This window comes from Mycobacterium sp. TH-M103 (genome assembly GCF_057473785.1).
In genome coordinates, this window is record NZ_JBYCLG010000180.1 from 1 (window position 1) to 13,260 (window position 13,260).

The window sequence follows — 13,260 nt, forward strand, 5'->3', positions numbered from 1 at the left end:
GTCGTCGTAGTTCTGCCGGTAGGTCGGCACGAAGATCGCCCCGATCATGACGACGGCCGAACTGGCTGCCAGGATCGGCACCGGCCAGCGCACCACGCTCGCGGCGATGCGCCGATACAGGTGTGCCTTCACCTTTTGTTTGGGATCGAACAGCCCGAGCAGGCTTCCCACGGTCAACAGGGCCGGGCCCAGCGTCATCGCCGCCGTGATGGTGAACAGCATCGTGATCGCCACTGCGGGACCCATGGTGTGGAAGTAGTTCAGCCGTGCGAAAGTCAGGCAATAGCACGCGCCCGCGATCGTCAGCCCCGAGCCGATGATGATTGGCGCCACGCTCCGGTACGCGGTGTAGAAGGCGTCCTCCCGGCTTTCGCCGGCTTGCCGTGCCTCGTGATAGCGGCCCATCAAGAAGATGCCGTAGTCCGTTCCCGCGCCCAGCGTCAGTGCGACGACGATGTTCACCGCGAACGACGAGAGTTCGATGTATCCCAGGTGGCCGAGGGTGGCGGTAATCCCTTTGGCGACCAGCATTTCGATCAGGACTCCCAGCAAGGGCACCAAGAGCACGGAGGGGGCCCGATACACCAGCAGCAGCATCACCACGATGAGGATGATCGTGACGATCGTGACGTTGTTCAGGCTGTTGTTCGCAATGGTGAGCGTGTCGGAGGCCAGGGGAGCCGCGCCGCTGACGTAGACCTTGAGGCCCGGCGGCGGGGTGTCTTTGGCGACGATGTCGCGCACGGCGGCCACGGACTGGTTGGCTTCGATCTGGCCGATGTCACCGGCCAGACGCAACAGCACGTAGGCGGCCTTGCCGTCGAGGCTCTGCGCCCCGGCTGCGGTGAACGGTTTGCCCCAGAGGTTCATCACGTATTGCACGTGCTGTTTGTCGCCCTCGAGGCGGCGCATCAGCCCGTCGTAGTACTCGTGGTCGGCAACGGCCAGCGGCCGGTTGGCCTCGAACACGATCATGGTCAAGTTCGTCGAGTTGGATTCGTGGAATTTTTCGCCGATGTGCAGCAGGGCTCGCTGGGAGGGGGCGTAGTGCGGCACCATCGGTCCGGCGAGTTCTTCTGCGACGCGTTCCACTTGGGGCATAAAGGTATTCGTCGTGATCGCGACAAGACCCCAAAAGAGGATGATCGGTATCGCGAAGGCACGGACCAGTCGCGGGATGAGGGGCCGTTTGACGGGGGCGTCGTCCACGCGGTGCTCACTCATGCCGATTTCACCCGGCATTCGACGTCCGCGTCCTGATGGTGACTGACCTGTTCATCGCGCACCACGCCGTCCACCAGCATCCGGCAGCCAACGTGACCGCCGTGCACGTGCACCGAGACACTGCCGGACACCACCGTGAGCGTCGTCGTCTCCGTGTGCGACCACGGCAACGTCGTGACATCTACTGGGTGGGGATGTCCGTCGATGTCGATGTAGACGAGTTCTCCGCCCGTCCCGGCGGATCCGAACACCTCATAGGTGAGCCGTTTGGGGTTGAACTCCTCGGGCGCCTGCGGGCCGTTGACGGTGAGGACCGGCGGCGGCGCGGAGAACTGATGCACCTTCCACATGCACAGCGCGCCCACACCGATCGCGACCACGGCGACCAGCGGCATCCACGCCCGTGCCAGGACGGTCCTGCCGACTGACGAACGAGGGTTCACTCGACCACCTTTCGGGCTACCGCGCCGGGCCGCGCCCGCTCGCCTCGCCCGCGGTGTCCAGCCGGGCCGGCAATGCCCACCCATCTATCAGACAGATTTACATAGAAGGTGTAGGGACACTATCAGTTTGTGGACGTTATCGTCTACTGCAGGCGCCTCTGCAGCCGCGCGCTGGCGCGCAGCCGGATGGCGAGGTTTGTGGAGGTGAGCATCGGGATCACCCCGAGGAATGTCCGTTCGGAGGGCGTGGCCCCATGCAGGTGTTCGAGGCTGCCGAACACGTAGAAGCAGCCCAGCATGAACAGCGTGGCGGGGATGCAGAGGGCCATCAGGGAGCCGCGGTCGGCGACGATCTGCTTGGCATAGTCCAGCTCCTCCCGCGACATCGGCTCGCGCTTGCGCACCTTGTCCAACACCGCTTTGGCGCTGCCGATCTCCTCGCTGATCGGCAACGTCGCTCGGGCGCCCAGCCGTTTGACGAACACGGTGGCAACCGAGGCGAACACCAGCACCAGTGTCAAGGAGATCAGTGTGAGACCAGTCCATAAACCCACATTCATCGGTCGCTCCTTTTGCTTGGCCATCCGTCGAGCGTGGTAACGGTTCGGGCACGGTTGGGTCATCCCGTGTCACGTCGTACGGTACCGCGGCTCGGGTGGCTGACAATGCGGGACATGACGCAGTTGCGGGAGCCCGACGTTGGCGCGTGAATTCTCGCGGCAGACGTTTCTGCGGGCGGCCGCCGGAGCGCTGGCCGCGGGGACGGTGCTGGGCCCGGGTCGCGCCATGGCCGACCCGAAAACCTCGGGCTGGAGCGGCCTTTCGTCCGTCATCGGCGGCCAGGTGGTGCTGCCGGATCAGGGTTCCCAGTTCGCAACGGCCAAACAGGTTTTCAACACCAACTACAACGACGCGATGCCTGCGGCGGTCGTCGTCCCGACCTCGGCCGCCGACGTGCAGAAGGCGATGGCCTTTGCCGCGGCGCACCACCTCAAGGTCGCCCCGCGCGGGGGCGGGCATTCCTACGTGGGGGCCTCCACGGCCAACGGCACCATGGTGCTCGACCTGCGGCAGCTGCCGGGCGGCATCAACTACGATGCGGCCAGCGGGCACGTCACGGTGACGCCGGCGACCGGTCTGTATGCGATGCACGAGGCGCTGGCCGGGGCGGGCCGCGGCGTGCCGACGGGTACCTGCCCGACGGTCGGTGCCGCGGGCCACGCCCTGGGCGGCGGCCTGGGCGCCGATTCGCGGCACGCGGGCCTGCTGTGCGACCAGCTGACGTCGGCGTCGGTGGTGCTGCCCGGCGGCCAGGCGGTCACCGCGTCGGCCACCAACAACCCCGACCTGTTCTGGGGGTTGCGCGGCGGCGGTGGCGGCAACTTCGGGGCGGTCACCTCGCTGACCTTCGCCACGTTTCCCACCGGGGACGTCGACGCCGTGAACCTGAATTTCCCGCCGGAGTCGTTCGTGGAGGTTCTCCTCGGTTGGCAGAACTGGCTGCGCACCGCCGACCGGAACAGCTGGGCGCTGGCCGATGCCACCGTCGACCCGATGGGAACCCACTGCCGGATCCTCGCGACCTGCCCGGCCGGGTCGGGTGACGGGGTGCAGCGCGCCATCGTCTCGGCCGTCGGGGTGCAACCGACCGGAACCGAGATCCACACGTTCAACCGCATGGAGCTGGTGCGGTACCTGGCCGTCGGGAACCTCAACCCGGCACCGCTGGGGTATGTCGGCGGATCCGACGTCCTGCCGCTCGTCAACGCGGGCGCCGCGCAGGGAATCGCCGCGGCGGTCAACGCCTTTCCGCGCGGGGCGGGCCGCATGCTGGCGATCATGCACGCCCTCGACGGCGCCCTGGCGACCGTGGCCCCCGGGGCCACCGCCTTTCCGTGGCGGCGACAGTACGCGCTGGTGCAGTGGTACGTTGAAACCTCCGGGCCGCCCGCGGCGGCCACCGCCTGGCTCAACACGGCACACCAAGCGGTGCAACCATATTCGGCCGGCGGCTACGTAAACTACCTCGAGGCCAACCAGCCGGCGTCGCGGTACTTCGGTTCGAATCTGTCGCGGCTCAGTGCCGTGCGCCAGAAGTACGATCCCGGCCGGGTCATGTTCTCCGGGTTGCCTGTCTGAGCGCCGGCGTCACGTTCGCGGGCCGAGGTGCCGGGCGGCGATCGCCTTCTTGTCGATCTTGCCGACGGGTGTCATTGGCAGCGCCGCCATCTCGACCAGCATGTCGGGGCGCGCGTGCGTGGCCACGCCGCGGCCGTCGAGGTAGGCGTTAAGCTCCGCGATACCGATTGCCGGACCGGCGAAAACCACCGCGGCACAGATCTTCTCGCCCAGCAGCGGATCGGGCAGCGCTACGGCCGCGGCCGCGTGGACCGCCGGGTGGCTCAGCAGCGGTTCCTCGACGTCGGCGGCTGCGATCGTCTCGCCGCCGCGGCAGATGACGTCTTTGACCCTGCCGGTGACCACGAGGTAGCCGTCGTCACGCAACCGCACCAGGTCGCCGCTGCGGTAGAAGCCCTCGGGATCGAAGCTGCGCTCGTTGTCGCGCTCGGCGCGGAAGTAGCCGTTGATCGTGTACGGCCCCCGCACCAGGAGTTCGCCCTCGGCTCCGGGCGCGACCGGTTCGCCCGCGGCGTCGACGACGCGCAGTTCGTCGTCGACGCACAACGGCTTGCCCTGGGTGTGGTCGACGATCTCGGGCGGATCGTCGGGCCGCGTGAAGTTGAGCAGTCCCTCGGCCATCCCGAACACCTGCTGCAGGCCCGGGGTCAGCGCCGTGCGCACCAGGCGGGCGTCGTCGGGCTCGAGCCGAGAGCCCCCGACCTGCAGGAGCCGCAACGATTTCGGCGGCTCGGGCTCCCAGTCGCACGCCTGTGCCCACAGCTTGGCCAGGGCCGGCACCAGGGCGGTGACGGTCACCCCATGGCGCGCGATGGCGCCGAAGGCGGCCTCGGGGCTCGGGTCGGCGGCGAAGACGGTGGTGGCTCCGACCGTCATCGCCCCGAGCAGGCCCGGGCATGCCAGCGGGAAGTTGTGCGCGGCGGGCAGCACCACGAGGTAGACGTCCTCGCCGGTCAGCCGGCACAGGCGCGCGCTGGCGGTGGCGTTGTAGAGGTAGTCGTCGTGCGTGCGGGGGATCAACTTCGGGGCTCCCGTGGTGCCGCCCGACACGAGCACCAGCGCGGGCGCGGACGGGTCGCTCGCCACCCGTGGCAGCGCCCCGTTGGGCATCGCCGACCACGCGGCGAAGGGGCCGGGGTCGCCGTCGACGATCACGTGGCGCAGCCCGGGACGCAGCAGGACCAGCTCTTCGGCCATCGCGCGGTGGTCGAAGCCGCTCGCGGTGTCGGCGACGATCAACCCCACCGCTCCGCTGACCTCGGCGAAGTGGCGCAACTCGGTCAATCGGTGCCCGGTCAGGCACAGCACCGGGATGGCCCCCGCGCGCAGCAGGCCGAACAGTGCGACCGCGAACCGGCACGTGTTGGGCAGTTGCAGCAGCACCCGGTCGGCCGGGGAGACGCCGAGCGCGGCGAAGCCCGCGGCGGCCCGGTCGGCGAGCTGGTCGAGTTCGGCGTAGGTGTGGCTGCCCGCCACGTCCACGACGGCTACGCGATCGGGCCACGTCGCCGCGGCATGCCGCAACACCGAGTCGAGGGGGCGGCCGGCCCAATATCCGGCCGCTCGATAGCGGGCCGCGCGTTTGGGCGGGAACGGAACGAAACCGTCCAGCGGGGGCCGGGAAGGGTCAGGTGGCACTCGGCGTCTCCGTCGGGGGCGGGCGTGTCCCGCCGGTCGAACATAGGGTAGCGTACACAAAGTTAGGGCAGCCTGGGCTAAGCCGATCGACGGAGGTGCGCGGTGAACGCGCGATGAGCGACACACTTGCGATCGTTGGGGCCGGCGCGAAGGCAGTGGCGGTCGCCGCGAAGGCGGCGGTGCTGCGCGAGCTCGGCGTCGAGGTGCCCGAGGTGGTCGCCGTCGAACGCACCGGGGTGGCCGCCAACTGGCGGGCCGGTGGCGGCTGGACCGACGGTCGCCAGCGACTGGGCACCAGCCCCGAGAAGGACATCGGCTTCCCGTACCGGTCCGATCTGGTGCCCGGCACCGAGGTCGACGAGCGGATGATGCGGTTCAGCTGGCAGTCCTACCTGGTTGCCACCGACCAGTTCGTGGGCTGGGTCGACCGGGGCAGGCCGGCGCCCACCCACGAGACGTGGGCGGGGTATCTGCGCTGGGTCGCCGACGTGGTGGGCTTGAATGTCGTCGACGGCGAAGTGGTCCGGATTTCCCTCGACGACGACCGCTGGGTGCTGCACACCCGGGGGGCGAGCCTGTCCGCCGGCACGCTGATGGTGACCGGGCCGGGACAGCCCGACCGGTCGATGCTCTCGGGTGATCCGCGGGTGCTCTCGATCGCGCAGTTCTGGCAGCGCGCGGGCCAACACGAGCGCATCGTCGCCGACAACGTCGCGGTGATCGGCGGCGGGGAGACCGCCGCATCGATCCTCAACGAGCTTTTCCACCACCGGGTTTCGGCCATCACGGCCATCTCGCCGCAGGCGACCCTGTTCACTCGCGGCGAGGGCTTCTTCGAGAACTCGCTGTTCTCCGACCCGACGGGCTGGCGCAGCCTGAGCCAGGCCGAACGGCGCGACTGCATCGCCCGCACCGACCGGGGGGTGTTCTCCGCCCGGGTCCAGGAATCCCTGCTGGCCGACGAGCGGATCAAGCATCAGCGCGGGCGCGTCGCCCGCGTGGTCGACCGCGAGGACCGGATCTGGATCACGCTGCACACCGACAACTGCGGTGAGCCGCTCGAATCGCTGCACCGGTTCGACCTCGTCATCGACGGATCCGGCGCGGACCCGGTGTGGTTCCTGCCGCTGCTGTGCCCGGCCGCCCGGGGCGCGCTGGAGTTCGGGCTGGGCGGGCCGGTGACGATCGAGGCGCTGGAGGAGTCCATCGGTCCCGACCTGGCCGTCGCGGGTGTCGCCCCGAAGCTGGTGTTGCCCAATCTGGCCGGCGTCAACGAGGGCCCCGGATTCCCCAATCTGAGCTGCCTGGGGCTGCTGTCCGACCGCGTGCTGGCCGCCGAGCTGGGGGCCACCACACCCACGAGGGGGAGAACCGATGCATACCAATCCGTTTGACGACGACGAGCTCGCGTTCTACGTCCTGGTCAACGACGAGGGGCAGCACAGCCTGTGGCCGGCGTTCAAGGACGTGCCGGCGGGCTGGCGCGTGGTGTTCGGCGCGGACACCCGCGCGCACTGCCTGGCCCACGTCGAGCAGGTCTGGACCGACCTGCGCCCCGGCAGCCTGCGCGCGGCGATGGCCGGCGGCTAGCCGCCCAGCCGCTCCAGCAGGTCGGCGACGGACGCCCCGCCGAGCAGGTCGGCCACGTCCACGTCCCGGTCGAACTCGGCCCTGACGCGACGACGTAACTCCAACGCCTGCAGCGAATCCAGTCCCAGCGCGACCAGCGGTGCTTCGGTGTCGATCGACTCGGCGTGATCGGCACCGATCGCCCGGGCCACCAGCGCCGTCAGCCGGTGCGGCGCACGCGCCCCGCTGACCGGCCCTTGTGCGGTTTCGGGGAGCGGGCCGTCGAGTTGCGCCAACAACGACGCGCGCCCGCAGGCGTCCAGCACCGACCGGGCCCGGTCCAACGCGAACGCCGCGACGACGGAATTTCCGCCACACCGGCCCATTCCCAGCGCAAGCGCGTCGGCCGAGGACATGGGCAGCAACCCGGTCGGGGACAGTTTCGCTGTGCCCGACGCCCCGGGGCCGAAAGTGACCGCCCACTGCCCCCATTGCACGGAGGAGCAGTCCAGGCCTTGCGCGCGAAGCCGGTGCGCCATCGCGTCGAGCATCCTGTTGGCCGCGGCATAGAGGATCAGCCCGCGCCCGCCGACCGTCGCCGCGATCGAGGAGCACAAGACCACGCGGCAGTCGACGGTGCGCGGGAACGCCGCCAGCACGCGCCCGCCGCCGACAACCTTGGCGCGCAACGCGTCGTCGGCCATCTCGGAGGTGATGTCCGCCAGTTCGGCACCCGAATAGTGGACCGCGGCGTGGACGATCAGGTCCGCGGGCGCGTCCCGGTGCCGTTGCGCCAGTTCGGATATCGCGGCCTGGTCGCCGACGTCGCACCGGGCGACGTCGATGCGTGTCGACGTTGCCGACCGGATCCGGTGTAGGCGCTGCGCGACGGCCTCAGTCTCGCCCGACCGGCTGACCAGCGTGATCCGCCGCGCGCCCCGGCGGGCGAAGTGGTCGCAGAATTCCAGTCCCAGCGTGCCGGTCCCCCCGACGACGAGCACATGCTCCCATGGCTTTCCATCAGAATCGGCTGCAGCCGTAGGCTTCTCGGTAACCCGTTTGGCGTAGAGCCCGCCGTCGCGCAGCGCCAGTTCCGACTCGTCGGCGGTGTGCAGCGCGGCGAGGATCGTGGTGGCGGCCGCCGGTGACGCCGACCCGGCGTCCAGATCGAGGTGACGGAACCGCACCCGGGGATGTTCGGCGCCCAGGCAGCGAAATCCCGCGCCGACGGCCGCGTGCACCGGATCGGGCGGCGCGTCGCCGGGGACCGGCTCACCACCCACCGTCACCAGCCAGCACTCGGTGATCGCGTCATCGAGCCGCGGCCACCACGCGCGGCGGGAGAAGAAGGTCGCCACCTCGGCGGCGGCGGCCGCGTCGTCCAACTCCGGCGAGGGCGGGAGCAGGATAACGTAGCCGTCCAGACCGATTGCCGCCGAATGGTTCTCCGGGGCGTCGAGCACCCGCGCCGCGGCACCGATGTCGCCGGCCGCGGCGCACAGGGCCTCGGCCAGTGGCGCGCAGCCCCCGGTGTGGTCGACGATCCCGAAACCGCGCGGGGGCGCCAGCGAGCGGTGTGAGAGCCGGACCCACTCCTCGGTGAGCAGCCGCGGCGCCGCGGTGACATTGGTCTCCCGGGTCTCCCGGGTCTCCCGGGTCTCCCGGGGCGCCCGCCGGGTGCGCAGCGGAAGGACCTCGTCGTAGGGCAGCCACAGCTTCGACTCGTTCATCGCGAGGTTGGGGAAGTCGGGCAGCGGCCGGGTGGGCGGGCCGGTGGGCTCGGCGCGCAGGCATTCCCACGGGTAGGCCTGGTCGTGCACGGCCAGCAGCGCGAGGTTGCGGGTGAACGCGTCCAGGTCGCCGGCAGCCCGCTCGGACGTGCCGACGACCATGGCCGCGCGCTCGTCCGAGTCCCCCTCGCGGGCCGCGAGGTTGTCCTGGATGGCCAGCTGCAGCGTCGGATGCTCGGCCAGCTCGACGAACGTGTCGACGCCCAGCTCCAGCGCGGCCGCGACCGCCTTGTCGAACCGGACCGGGTTGCGCAGGTTCCACAGCCAGTATTCGTCGACCGGCAGGTCCGTGGTGATGCGGCCGCCGAGGGTGCTTCCGATGCAGTCGATCTCGGTGGCCAGGAACGTTTGGTTCTGCAGTTCGTGGTGGGCGATGGCGCGCACCTTCTCGGCGAGCTCCTGGATCGCGCTGGTGTGCGCCGGGTACCCGACGCGGATGATGCGGGCGAAGGTCCCGCGCTCGGTGAAGGCGTCGACGATGCCCTGCACCGTGTCGCGGTCGCCGGAGATCCCGACCATGTTTGGCGAGTTGACCACCGACAGCTGCGCCCACCCCGAGCATCGTGCGAGCGCGTCCTCGCAGAAGTCGCGGCCGGCGGCGATGACGGCCATCGCGTAGTCGCCGGAGCCGAACTCGTCGGCCGCGTGCGCGCGGACGCCGATGACGCGCACGGCATCCGGCAGTGTGACAATGCCGGAGACGTAGGCGGCCGCGATCTCCCCCTGGCTGTGCCCGATCGTGGCCGCGGGCGCGACGCCGAACGACCGCCACATCGCGGCCAACCCGGCCATCTGGGTGAACAGCGCGGGTTGCACCGTGCTCGCGGCGTCGGGCGCCGAAAGTTGCTCGTCGAGAAGGTAATCGAGCGGCGACTCGCCGACCAGCGTCTCGAAGGCGGCGGCGCAGCGGTCCACTTCGTCGCGGAACGCGGGAACCGCGTCGTAGAAGAGTCGCCCCATCCCTGGGCGCTGACCGCCCTGCCCGGGGAAGACGTAGGCGAGTTTTCTTGCGGCGGGCGGCGCCTCGCCGCGCACCACCACGGGGTGCGCGCGGTCATCGGCAACCGCCCGCAGCGCGCCGGTCAACTCCTCGCGGGTGCCGACCATGGCCAGTGCCCGGTGTTTGCGGGGGGTCCGGGTGCGGAACAGCATCGCTGCGATCTCCTGCGGCGTCACCACGGGATGCCGCGTGGCGTAGGACAGGACGCCCGCGGCCTCGGTGCGCAACGGCCCGGGCGCGTCGGCGGACAGCAGGATCGGGACGGTGCCGTTGGGGAGGCGGTAGGTCACGGGCGTCACCCCCACGGATCCGCGGGCATCGCGACGAGGGCGTGCGCGTTGGCCCCGCCGGCGCCGAACGACGACACGGCGCCGTAGCGGAGGCCGTCGCTCGCCTCCCAGTCCTGCAGCTTGGCGGCCAGCCGCAGGCCGGTGAGGTCCCAGTCCAGCATCGTGGTCGGGTTGTCGGCGAAAAGTGTTGGGGGAACGGCGCCGTGCCGGCCGGCGAGCAGCAGCTTGATCAGCCCGAGGATCCCGGACGCCGCCTGCGGGTGTCCCAGGTTCGACTTGATCGAGCCGATCGGCGCCGTGCAGCCCGCCGCGCCGTAGGTCTTGAACAGTGCGAGCAGTTCCACCGGGTCCCCGGCGAGCGTTCCGGTGCCGTGCCCCTCGATCATTCCGACGGCGGCCGGGTCGATGCCGGCCGCGTCGAGCGTCTTGCGGATCAGCTGTTCCTGCGCTCGCACCCGGGGCACCAGGATCGGCTTGCCCTTGCCGTTGTGGTTGGTGCGGATCGCCAGGATGCGCCCGAAGACCGGATGCCCGAGCCTGCGTGCCCGCGATTCGCGCTCCACCAGGACCATGCCCGCGCCTTCGCCCCACACGGTGCCGCTGGCGTCGGCGGAGTAGGCGCGGCAATGCCCGTCGTCGGAAAGAGCGTTGAGCCTTGCGAATTCGTAGAACGCCCCCGGAGAACCCATGACGCACACCCCGCCGGCGAGCGCCCAGTCGCACTCGTCGGCCGCGACGGCCGTGGCGGCCAGGTGCAGCGCGGTCAACGACGAGGCGCATGCGGTGTCGATGCTGATCGACGGTCCCGTCAGGCCGAGGCTGTGCGAGATGCGGGCGGCGCCACCCAGCTGTCCCAGGCTCGCGATCCGGTGCCCGGTGTGGGCGTCGGCGACGGCCGCGCGGGGCCCGTACTCCATCGGCGACATGCCGACGAAGCAGCCGACGAATTCCCCGTCCAGCCCGGCCGGGTTGATGCCGCAGTTCTCCAGCACCTTCCAGGCCACCCGCATCGCGACCCGCTGCTGCGGGTGCATGACGAGGGCCTCGCGGTGGGTGACGCCGAACAGCGCCGGGTCGAATCGGGTTGCGCCGTCGAGGAATCCGCCGGCGTCGCGGACCGGGCCCCAGCCGTCGAGCTGCGACACCGAGAACAGATCGTCCAGCGGCCAGCCGCGGTCGCGGGGGAAGGGCCCGATGAGTTCCCTGGCCTCGGCCAGCGCCGCCCACAACGCGTCGGGGCTGTCGATCCCGCCCGGTGCCTCGACCGCCATCGCGGAGATGACGATGGGGTCGGCGCTCACGCCGTCTGCTCGGCGCGCGAGGTCAGCAGCGCCGCGATCGCGTCGACGTGCCGGTCGAGATAGAAGTGCCCGCCGTCGAACATCGTGACCCTGACGGAGCCGGTGTGCTTGCCCCACCCGTACAGGTCGGCCAGCGTCACATACGGGTCCTGATCTCCGCCCATGGCGTGAATCGGCGCCGCCACCTTGACGTCTGCGGCGCAGGAATAGGCGTCGAACGCCTTGAAGTCGGCCTTGACCACCGGAAGCGTCAGCCGCATCAGGTCGCGGTCGGCCAGCACACCGGAGGCGGTGCCCTCGAGCGCCAGCAGGTGGTTGAGGAGTTCCTCGTCGTCGTCGGTGGGGTGCGACGGTTTGGCCGCGGCGTGACAGGGGGCCACGGTCGCCGAGACGTTGAGCTGATCGACCCGGATGCCCGCGGCCTCCGCGAGCCGGACGAACTCGAAGGCGACCATGGCGCCCATGCTGTGGCCGAAGGCGACGATCGGGACCCCGCGGTTGCGCTTGGAGGCGGAGAACTCGGCGAACGCCCCCGCCGCGATCTCCGGCAACGTGGCGAGCGGGGGCTCGGCGGCGCGGTCCTGGCGTCCGGGGTACTGGAAGACGACGACGTCGAACGCCCGGCTGAGCACCTTCGAGAACTCGCGGTAGGCCGACGCGCCGGCCCCGGCGTGGGGAAACACGAGCAGCGGCGGGCTGCCCGGCGACTGCGGCTCGTGGAACTGCCTGGCCCACCCCAGCGTGCGCGGCATGCGCTCCCACCTCTCGTTCTCGCCCCGGCGCGCAGCCGCGCGGAGCATGCAACTTAGCGAAGGCTAACATAAGCTGCTGGGCTGGTGGGTGGCGCCCGAACGGGCCTCGACCACGAGTCCGGACCTGGCCGACCAGCGACGATGGAGAGGGGTTCGACTGATGCGCGTGGTGTCGTTCGGTTACCAGACCTGGGGATGGCGGACCCTGCAGGCGCTGATCGACCTGGACCACGACGTGGTCCTGGCGGTCACCCATCCCGCCAGCGAGCACTCCTACAAGGCGATCTGGTCGGAGTCGGTCGAAGACCTCGCGCGCGAGCACGGCGTCCCGGTGCACCTGACCGAGCGCGTCGACACCGCAACCATCGACCTGGTCAAGCGCGCCGAGCCCGACGTCATCGTGGTCAACAGCTGGTACACCTGGATGCCGCCGGAGCTGTACACGCTGCCGCCGCATGGCACCTTGAACCTGCACGACTCGCTGCTGCCCAAGTTCACCGGGTTTTCCCCCGTCCTGTGGGCGCTGATCAGCGGCGAGACCGAGTTCGGGCTGACGGTGCACCGGATGGACGACGGCCTGGACAGCGGCGACATCCTGATCCAGCACTCGCTGCCGATCGGGCCCACCGACACCGGCACCGACCTGGTGCTGCGCGGGCTGGACCTGATCCCGGGTGCGCTGCGCGACGCGCTGACGGCCCTGGAGTCCGGGACCGCGGTGTGGCGTCCGCAGGACAAGGCCCAGCGCACCTACTTCCACAAGCGTTGCGAGCGCGACAGTCTGCTCGACTGGAGCTGGCCGGCTGCCGATCTGGAGCGGTTCGTGCGGGCGCTGTCCGACCCGTATCCGCGGGCGTTCACCCGCTACCGCGGCGAGCGCATCGAGATCGTCGAGGCGCGGGTGTCGGAGGCGCGGTACGGCGGAACGCCGGGCCGAGTGATCGTGCAGGAGGGCGGCGGTGTGGTGGTGTGCGGGCCGGAGGCGTTCCGGGGTGGTAACCACGGCCTGGTGATCACCCGCCTGCGGGGCGCCGACGGCCGGGAGCACCGCGGTGCGGAGTTCTTCCTGCGCGGGGGCTACGTCAACAGTTCGACGGCATCCAACGGTTAGCGG

The 13,260-nt window shown here is 70.4% G+C and carries 11 protein-coding genes; 4 read left to right on the forward strand and 7 right to left on the reverse strand.

Features of this window, described 5'->3' with window-relative positions; translation table 11 throughout:
* The 3 genes from AC2VOR_RS09910 to AC2VOR_RS09920 all read right to left on the reverse strand — a co-directional run.
* On the reverse strand, window positions 1-1,224 hold a 1,224-nt coding region (locus tag AC2VOR_RS09910; protein WP_486963717.1), incomplete at its 3' end, for an MMPL family transporter.
* On the reverse strand, window positions 1,221-1,619 hold the full coding sequence (locus AC2VOR_RS09915) for an MmpS family transport accessory protein (protein WP_369741517.1): 399 nt from the start codon (window positions 1,617-1,619) through the stop codon (window positions 1,221-1,223). The genes AC2VOR_RS09915 and AC2VOR_RS09910, both read right to left, overlap by 4 nt.
* A gap of 191 nt (window positions 1,620-1,810) precedes the next feature.
* Window positions 1,811-2,227 carry a hypothetical protein gene (locus tag AC2VOR_RS09920; RefSeq protein WP_369737991.1) on the reverse strand — a complete coding sequence of 139 codons (417 nt, stop codon included), beginning with the start codon at window positions 2,225-2,227 and terminating at the stop codon, window positions 1,811-1,813.
* A gap of 139 nt (window positions 2,228-2,366) precedes the next feature.
* Between AC2VOR_RS09920 and AC2VOR_RS09925 the strand changes: the two genes are divergently transcribed.
* Window positions 2,367-3,806 carry an FAD-binding oxidoreductase gene (locus AC2VOR_RS09925; protein WP_486963713.1) on the forward strand — a complete coding sequence of 480 codons (1,440 nt, stop codon included), beginning with the start codon at window positions 2,367-2,369 and terminating at the stop codon, window positions 3,804-3,806.
* Window positions 3,807-3,815: 9 nt separating this feature from the next.
* On the opposite strand, the gene AC2VOR_RS09930 is transcribed toward AC2VOR_RS09925, so the two are convergent.
* Complete coding sequence (locus tag AC2VOR_RS09930) at window positions 3,816-5,504, reverse strand: (2,3-dihydroxybenzoyl)adenylate synthase (RefSeq protein ID WP_369737994.1); 1,689 nt, start codon at window positions 5,502-5,504, stop codon at window positions 3,816-3,818.
* A gap of 53 nt (window positions 5,505-5,557) precedes the next feature.
* On the opposite strand from AC2VOR_RS09930, the gene mbtG reads away from it, so the two are divergent.
* A complete protein-coding gene (gene mbtG, locus AC2VOR_RS09935; protein WP_369737995.1) occupies window positions 5,558-6,838 on the forward strand; it encodes an NADPH-dependent L-lysine N(6)-monooxygenase MbtG in 1,281 nt (426 codons plus the stop codon).
* Complete coding sequence (locus AC2VOR_RS09940) at window positions 6,819-7,034, forward strand: MbtH family protein (RefSeq protein WP_369737996.1); 216 nt, start codon at window positions 6,819-6,821, stop codon at window positions 7,032-7,034. Before mbtG ends, AC2VOR_RS09940 begins: the two co-directional genes overlap by 20 nt.
* Here AC2VOR_RS09940 and nbtC read toward each other — a convergent pair.
* The 3 genes from nbtC to AC2VOR_RS09955 are packed head-to-tail and all read right to left on the reverse strand — an operon-like array spanning window position 7,031 to window position 12,146.
* Window positions 7,031-10,093, reverse strand: coding sequence for a nocobactin polyketide synthase NbtC (gene nbtC / locus AC2VOR_RS09945; RefSeq protein ID WP_486963714.1), 3,063 nt, complete (start codon window positions 10,091-10,093; stop codon window positions 7,031-7,033). The genes AC2VOR_RS09940 and nbtC overlap by 4 nt on opposite strands.
* 5 nt (window positions 10,094-10,098) lie before the next feature.
* Window positions 10,099-11,394: a beta-ketoacyl [acyl carrier protein] synthase domain-containing protein gene (locus tag AC2VOR_RS09950; RefSeq protein ID WP_486963715.1), complete on the reverse strand. Its 1,296-nt coding sequence runs from the start codon at window positions 11,392-11,394 to the stop codon at window positions 10,099-10,101.
* Entirely contained in the window at window positions 11,391-12,146 is a 756-nt protein-coding gene (locus tag AC2VOR_RS09955; protein WP_369738000.1) for a thioesterase II family protein, read from the reverse strand. The genes AC2VOR_RS09950 and AC2VOR_RS09955 overlap by 4 nt, the downstream gene beginning before the upstream one ends.
* A gap of 160 nt (window positions 12,147-12,306) precedes the next feature.
* Between AC2VOR_RS09955 and AC2VOR_RS09960 the strand changes: the two genes are divergently transcribed.
* Complete coding sequence (locus AC2VOR_RS09960; RefSeq protein WP_369738001.1) at window positions 12,307-13,257, forward strand: methionyl-tRNA formyltransferase; 951 nt, start codon at window positions 12,307-12,309, stop codon at window positions 13,255-13,257.
* The last annotated feature ends 3 nt before the right edge of the window (window positions 13,258-13,260 follow it).

What these genes read in the sequence shown, in the direction of transcription:
- AC2VOR_RS09940 (WP_369737996.1), top strand. Translation starts at nt 6,819, where the DNA reads ATGCATACCAATCCGTTTGACGACGACGAGCTCGCGTTCTACGTCCTG.
- mbtG (WP_369737995.1), top strand. Translation starts at nt 5,558, where the DNA reads ATGAGCGACACACTTGCGATCGTTGGGGCCGGCGCGAAGGCAGTGGCG.
- AC2VOR_RS09920 (WP_369737991.1), bottom strand. Translation starts at nt 2,227, where the DNA reads ATGAATGTGGGTTTATGGACTGGTCTCACACTGATCTCCTTGACACTG.
- AC2VOR_RS09955 (WP_369738000.1), bottom strand. Translation starts at nt 12,146, where the DNA reads ATGCCGCGCACGCTGGGGTGGGCCAGGCAGTTCCACGAGCCGCAGTCG.
- AC2VOR_RS09960 (WP_369738001.1), top strand. Translation starts at nt 12,307, where the DNA reads ATGCGCGTGGTGTCGTTCGGTTACCAGACCTGGGGATGGCGGACCCTG.
- AC2VOR_RS09915 (WP_369741517.1), bottom strand. Translation starts at nt 1,619, where the DNA reads ATGCCGCTGGTCGCCGTGGTCGCGATCGGTGTGGGCGCGCTGTGCATG.